General features: G+C 39.3%; 4 protein-coding genes, 1 rRNA gene, 2 pseudogenes and 1 riboswitch. Of the genes and pseudogenes, 5 read left to right on the plus strand and 2 right to left on the minus strand.

All coding sequences use genetic code 11. The annotated features are described in order from the left end of the window. A partial coding sequence (locus tag J7E78_RS29170; RefSeq protein ID WP_215080342.1) for a hypothetical protein occupies positions 1–1,014 on the minus strand: 1,014 nt, incomplete at its 3' end. A 267-nt stretch (positions 1,015–1,281) separates the two neighbouring features. On the opposite strand from J7E78_RS29170, the pseudogene J7E78_RS29175 reads away from it, so the two are divergent. Both J7E78_RS29175 and J7E78_RS29180 read left to right on the plus strand, forming a co-directional pair. Further along, positions 1,282–1,422, plus strand: a pseudogene (locus J7E78_RS29175) (sporulation initiation factor Spo0A C-terminal domain-containing protein); the annotation flags it as partial. Positions 1,423–1,569: 147 nt separating this feature from the next. Beyond that, a pseudogene (locus J7E78_RS29180) lies at positions 1,570–1,773 on the plus strand (GMP synthase (glutamine-hydrolyzing)); the annotation flags it as partial. A gap of 104 nt (positions 1,774–1,877) precedes the next feature. Here J7E78_RS29180 and J7E78_RS29185 read toward each other — a convergent pair. Further along, complete coding sequence (locus tag J7E78_RS29185; protein WP_215080344.1) at positions 1,878–3,134, minus strand: hypothetical protein; 1,257 nt, start codon at positions 3,132–3,134, stop codon at positions 1,878–1,880. 242 nt (positions 3,135–3,376) lie between these two features. Between J7E78_RS29185 and J7E78_RS29190 the strand changes: the two genes are divergently transcribed. The 3 genes from J7E78_RS29190 to J7E78_RS29200 form a co-directional block, all read left to right on the plus strand. After that, positions 3,377–3,625: a hypothetical protein gene (locus J7E78_RS29190; protein WP_215080346.1), complete on the plus strand. Its 249-nt coding sequence runs from the start codon at positions 3,377–3,379 to the stop codon at positions 3,623–3,625. Positions 3,626–4,027: 402 nt separating this feature from the next. After that, a riboswitch (purine riboswitch) is annotated at positions 4,028–4,127 on the plus strand. Positions 4,128–4,298: 171 nt separating this feature from the next. After that, the gene (locus J7E78_RS29195) at positions 4,299–5,675 is read left to right on the plus strand and encodes an NCS2 family permease (RefSeq protein WP_047841443.1); all 1,377 of its coding nucleotides are present in this window, start codon (positions 4,299–4,301) and stop codon (positions 5,673–5,675) included. 776 nt (positions 5,676–6,451) lie between these two features. Continuing rightward, positions 6,452–6,644: ribosomal RNA gene (locus J7E78_RS29200) — 16S ribosomal RNA — on the plus strand; the annotation flags it as partial.

A 6,644-nucleotide genomic window follows, 5' to 3' on the forward strand; every position in this document is an offset into this window, starting at 1 on the left:
TAGGATATTCAACAGGCGTGCTAAAGGATATAAGTTTTTGTTTATCACCTCAATAACTTCTAAACCTTTTTTGTGAAGCATTCCTAATGTATTTAGCACTGTGTTTCTATTAATGAATTGTTCATCTAATTTGTCAATATTCTCAATAATATAAGTAGGGAAATCATAGTTATCATGTAAATCATGGGTTATATGTCTAATCGGTGCAAGTAAGAAGTGAGAAAGATTGAATTGACAATTTTCATTAAGAATTTCAATAATTAGTGTTTTATTAGCGTCAATTTTTTTTATTTCTTGATGATGGTTCGAAGCAGAATCTTGGACAGCTTCTAAGGGGAAAATATATCCTAACAATTTATTATTTGAACTAGGTGTAACTCTTAAGATATTCGTTTTGTTGATTTCTAATGAATATCGATTCAAGAAACCATAGTCAGGGTGCTGGATGCCTATCCCTTTACTTGCATCAGTTACATATGAGGTCTTAAATGTTAAGGACTTACGGAATATAAAAGTTTGCTCACCTAAAATGTGTAGTTCAGTATTCAATAGATCATCAACCGTAATTCTTTTTTCCTTTTGTCTCACATAATTACTTGGTAAAAAAATCCAATTATTCTTGATTTTAATGGCAAAATAGAGTTCTGCGTTCATTAACTCTGCAAACTTCTCTTTGTCATTGAGCACAGTTTCAGATATTTTCCATGTTGACTTTTCAGTAGATTTAACTTCAATAACCAATCTTCTATCATCTTGAGTGATAAAAAGAAAATCTGTAGTGACAGTATTGGTAAGCCTAGAGAATCCTTCTTCAAAGGCTATAATATCTTTAAGATTACCCAAGGAGTGACTCATTAACAAAAACTCAAACTCAGCCTCTTTCCCTCCTATTCTTATAGTACGGTCAACTTCTGTTAGATTAAGCATAGCTGCAACTAGTTCTAAATTTTGCTTAGATACAAAGGGTTTCATACTTTGGAAAGCTTTTATTTTTTCCATAGGCGTTGAAGTCATTTTGATTTCTCCTCTTATTTTTGTTCTTTATTACTATTTTAATACGAGTAGTATGAGAAAGCTGTATATTATTTTTTAACAGAGTCATTGAATATAAACATTACTGAAATCTGATTTTGAACAGTAGGGTGGTCTAACGTGAATGTTGCTTACTTACTTTACGTTTAATGTATTTAATTACATACTTATGTTGATGATTTCACTAACTGTTTGTTCATTTTAAACCTGATAAATTACGATAAGTTGAATAAATCCAAACATTGTATTTCGCCATCCCGCGTTCAACGTGCCATCCGTCATGCCATTGATGTGGCTTGAACTCGTGGTAACATCCACAGCATCAGACACCTGTTTGGTTACATAATCAACATCAGCAAGAACCCTGAATTAGTAGCGTTGTATGCGTAGTAAACAGTACCATGTTGATAATGCCTTTATCTCTAATACTGCACCCATATTTTATATATTTCAGCTTGTTTTTTTCAAGTTCACCCGCTACAATTGATCTATAAAATAACACAATAATAGACATGTAATGACCAATTATTGAAGCAAGTTATGGGTGATGCGCGTACGTATTCCTACACAGTAGGTATCCGTGCTGTAACATCCATCGACGGTATGACTGCGGACTGGGCGCGTATCCCTTGGGATGTGCTGGAGAAAATCTCCGTGCGGATCGTTAACGAAGTTGATAACGTAAACCGTATCGTTTATGACGTAACTTCCAAACCACCTGCAACAATCGAGTGGGAGTAGAACGTAATATAAATTTGAATGTATAATTAAAATACTCTTCTCTATCTGTGAATTTCAGCAAATAGAGAAGAGTATTTTTTGTGCTCAAGCTATTTTGTTGAGTGTTAAGGTTTGGAAGGATACTCTATATACAATTTCTTAGTTGCATTGCTCCATTTAATGTTTGCGCCAAGTAGAGACGGGAGATCCTTTGCTTTAACATATGAAATTCCTGAGATATTTCTGGACTGTGTCAGGGGACTGCCATAGAGCACTGGTAGCTTCTTGGAGGAATCATAGCCTACGACAACACCGAAGGATTCGCTGATAGCACGTAAAGGAATGTATACGGACCCATTAACGATGCGGCCTGAATCTGAAATTATTTTGCCATTTATAATAACTTGAACTTCTATCGGCTTGGAGTCTGATCTAACTACGGTAGCATATGGCTCAGGCTCTGCATTCAATATGGCGGCAGTGGCAGGTGTTACAACTTTAATCATTTTCTCACCAGTTATAGAACCGAATGTGACCTTTATTGAGGCAGTTCCTAAGCCTACAGCTTGTACATTACCGTTTCCATGGGGCTTTAATACTTCTGTGTTTGTTGAATGCCATGTGACCATATCCGTTACATAGACAGCATCCCCATTTTCAAAGTATGCAAGTGCATTCAGTTCGTTGCCATCATTTAAACTGAAAATGAAGGGTAGAAAGTCAGGTCGCATTGTCCCCGCAACAACGAAAATGTTCTTTGGCATAGAAACGAAAATATTTGCTGGTGTTGTGTTATAATTCTGAATCGATTCTCCATTGTGATTTACCAAGAGAGTCATAGCCGGTAAAACTTCAATAGACGTTTGTTTATTCAAACTGTCTTCTTTAGTTTTTAGATGAAAAGATATAAATGCTTCGCCGGAGGAAGAACTAATTGATTTGCCATTTTTGGCTGAAATCGAAATAATAATTTCTTGTTTACCATCATTAGGGTCAAGATCTGCGGGTTCTGGATTTTGGATCGTGTAATCCTTGGATTCAAAATAGTCGGTAGGAATGATAAAGGCATCGTCTCTCCATATGTATTTTCCAAGTGTTTCGTCAAACCGTAGTACTTCATCTTCATCCGTTGCAAAGATATTCTCATCATAGCTTAAAACGATAGTCGCTGATTGGACGTCTCCATTTTCATGAGGAGCGCCAGTGTTGAGAATTCCGACGTTCACCGATATACCCTGACCAGGTATTAGGGTTGAATCGCTTGTTACATCAATAGAAAACCCCTTGGCTTTTGAATCCTTTGCTACGACAGCGCCAGCCAGACATCCCGCTATCAATAGGAAAGACAACATCCCCATAATTAATTTTTTTCCAAAATACATCTCATAACCTCCATAATACGTAATTTTTCATGTTTTATATCGGTAATTTTATAAAGAAAGTTAAGTTTGTAGAGGTAGTCAGCAACTTTTCATTAGATCTAAATAATTAGCCTCTACCTGATACTTGCTTGGAATTTCGAATTTCATCTCATTTTAAAGTTCACTTCATGATCCTTTCAGGTCGGGCCCGTACAATAAGTGCATACTAAGAGCTATATGGCTACTGAAAGGAGATTGAATGTATGCGTAAAACCGACTATATGAGCAAATGGAAGATGGGCATTGGAAGTGCGTTTCTGATGGTGATGCTGGCAGGATGCGGCTCAGGTATGCAAGACCTGGCTTCCGGTTCGGGGGACTTTCCATTTGTGAATTTAGAGGCAGCGGATGCTTCTTCCGATCAGACCAGAAACCAGGAGTTATCCTCTGACACAACAAACGCAAATCAGGAACAACAAGATATACAGGATACTCCGCAGACAGAGATATAATTAACATATAGGACTGATCCGGTAAAAAATAGCTCCGGAACATGTCGCAAATTGCTCCATATACCTAATGAGTATACGACTTTGGAATACGAGACATCGTTATTCCTAAATATCATTCTCCTGATTGCTAAACGCATCAGAAACTTAAGCTAACCTGATTAGAGCGTTTCTCGCCCTTTGATCAGGTTAGCTTTTTTATGTTATCCTGCTGAACTTCAGTCTGACAGAATAGACATATTCCAGTGCAATTTCACCGAAAAAAGCGCATTCAATTGGGTTGTAAACCGCTGAACTGGTTCAATCTGTTAAATAATACGAACGATATTATAAAAGGGTGAGATTAATATTCGTTTTTATCATTGACAAAAACATACTGCCCTCCTAAAATAGTGATGGGAAACAAACAAATAGCGCATACTTATTCGTATAATCCTGGGGATTGGCCCGGGAGTCTCTACGAGATCACCCTAATGATCTGGCTACGAAGAGGAGAAGGTTAAGCACATGAATTCTACATGATTGCGGGACATCACGCACATTAGAATTTTTTTTGTTCTTAGTAAAGGCATCGTGCCTCTCCTTGTCAGCTGAACCCTGGGTGAAGAATCTTCTTCAGGGTCATTTGTCGTTTTTCAATATGGCTTCAACATCTCTAAGGAGGAGTTAGTGAATTATGGATCGTTTCTTTAAACTAAAAGAAAACGGAACAAACGTTAGAACGGAGATTGTTGCGGGTCTCACTACCTTTATGACAATGGCTTACATTCTTTTTGTGAATACGTTGTTCTTGGGACAAGCCGGTGCGGGGATGTCGGATAATGCAGTATTCTTTGCAACAGCCGTCGGCGCCGGATTAATGACTATTATTATGGGGTTGTTCGTGAATATTCCGATCGCACTTGCACCAGGTATGGGGTTGAATGCGTACTTCATGACTGTCGTTCTAAGTTCGAATGGAGCGATTACTTGGCAAGCAGCTCTCGGAGCGGTATTCCTTTCCGGTATCGTGTTCATTATTTTGACCGTGACTAAGATTCGTCAAATGCTGCTTGTTGCAGTTCCGCAGTCGATCAAAATGGCGATTACGGTTGGTATCGGTCTCTTTATTACCATTATTGGTTTCAAACTTGCTAATCTCGTGGCTGTAACAGTTAATGTTGCACCAGACGCAGATCTGAGTCAGCCGATTCCAGGTAGCAGTTTTAACTTGTCATTGGGCAACTTTGTAACACATCACGATGCGTTGCTGGCCCTAATTGGTTTGCTCCTTATTGCTATTCTGATGGTTATGCGCGTCAAAGGCGCTCTGCTGATCGGGATCGTAGCAACAACGCTGATTGGTATTCCGATGGGAGTTACGAATCTGAGTGGTCTTTCAGGCGCAAGCTGGTTGCCTAACTTCAGTGATCTGGCGGTTGGACAGCTGGATTTGAAAGGTGCCATCAGTCTCGGATTGTTCGAGATTATCTTCATCTTTACCTTCGTTGAATTGTTCGACACGTTTGGTACGATGGTAGGTACTGCAACACGTATGGGCATTATGAAGGATAAGAAAAAAGGCGAGAAAACCATCGGTAAAGCGATGCTCGTCGATGCAGTTGGTGTCAGCGCGGGTGCTGCACTAGGTACAAGTACAATTACGGCATACGTTGAAAGTGCTTCGGGTGTTGAGGCGGGTGGACGTACAGGACTGACTTCGGTAACGACAGGTTTGTTGTTTATTTTGGCCCTGTTTATCGCGCCGCTTGCACTTGTTGTTCCATCCGCTGCTACGGCTCCGGCATTGATCATCGTGGGTGTGCTTATGATGAGTCAAGTGCGCAGCATTGAGTGGGATGATTTCCTGCAAGCTTTCCCTGCGTTCCTTACCATTGTATTGATGCCTTTCACAGGTGGAATCGCAAACGGGATCTCCGCAGGTATCGTATCTTATGTGATTCTGGCGGTGTTCAGTAACTTGGTTACAGAACGTAAAGTGAAAATTCACTGGCTTATGTGGATCTTGGCGCTCATTGTAGTCTGCCGATACGTATTTATTGGCGGGGAGTAAAGGTACATTAGTTTTAATGAAGAATACGGAGATGAGTTTGTTACCTTATAAATGAAAGAAGCGGAAGCCACGGGATCTAAACCCGGAGCTTTCGCTTTTTTTGTTCTTCTTTCTTGAGTAGAATGAATCTCAAAAATGTTTTCCTTCTATAATAGAAGGAATGAATATAATGTTCTAAGAACTATTGGTTGTTTATCCAATGAAATCATCGGTTAATAAGTTTTTATAACGTGATGAGTCTGTACTGTATACAACATGTGTTTCTCTATAATTGGATTAGGGATCATGTGAAAAACTTTTTGCGTATGTAAGTTAATTACTCCGATCATTAAAGTTAGTGCGCAGATGTATCATTTGGCCGGCGGCTATAAGGAGATACTTGTTAAAAGGTCCACAGGGGACTCATTTTATAAGAATTTAATGTTCATCAAAAAAAGACTTGCGTTCCACAACTGTACATGGTATATTCTATTTCCGGCCAAAAAAACACGAGATACACGGTGCGGCAAGCGATTGAAATAAGCTTCGAAAGAAACTTAAAAAAAGAGCTTGCAAAGTTGGTTCGGACATGATATTATATAAGAGTTGCTGAAGAGAAAAACATTCGGTAACGAAATAAGTTTGATCTTTGAAAACTGAACAACGAGTGAGTGAACATTCTGCTTGCAGAATGAACGCGAAAGTTTGAAACAAGCCTTGGCTTGAATCGACTGGAGCACAAATGAGATTTTTAATCTCGTCAGATTCAAAATGAGCTTATCGCTCTTTTCAATACTTTATTGGAGAGTTTGATCCTGGCTCAGGACGAACGCTGGCGGCATGCCTAATACATGCAAGTCGAGCGGACTTGAAGAGAAGCTTGCTTCTCTGATAGTTAGCGGCGGACGGGTGAGTAACACGTAGGCAACCTGCCCTCAAGTTTGGGACAACTACCGGAAACGGTAGCTAATACCGAATAGTTGTTTTCTT

The organism is Paenibacillus polymyxa (assembly GCF_018614975.1).
Lineage (GTDB): Bacteria > Bacillota > Bacilli > Paenibacillales > Paenibacillaceae > Paenibacillus > Paenibacillus polymyxa_E.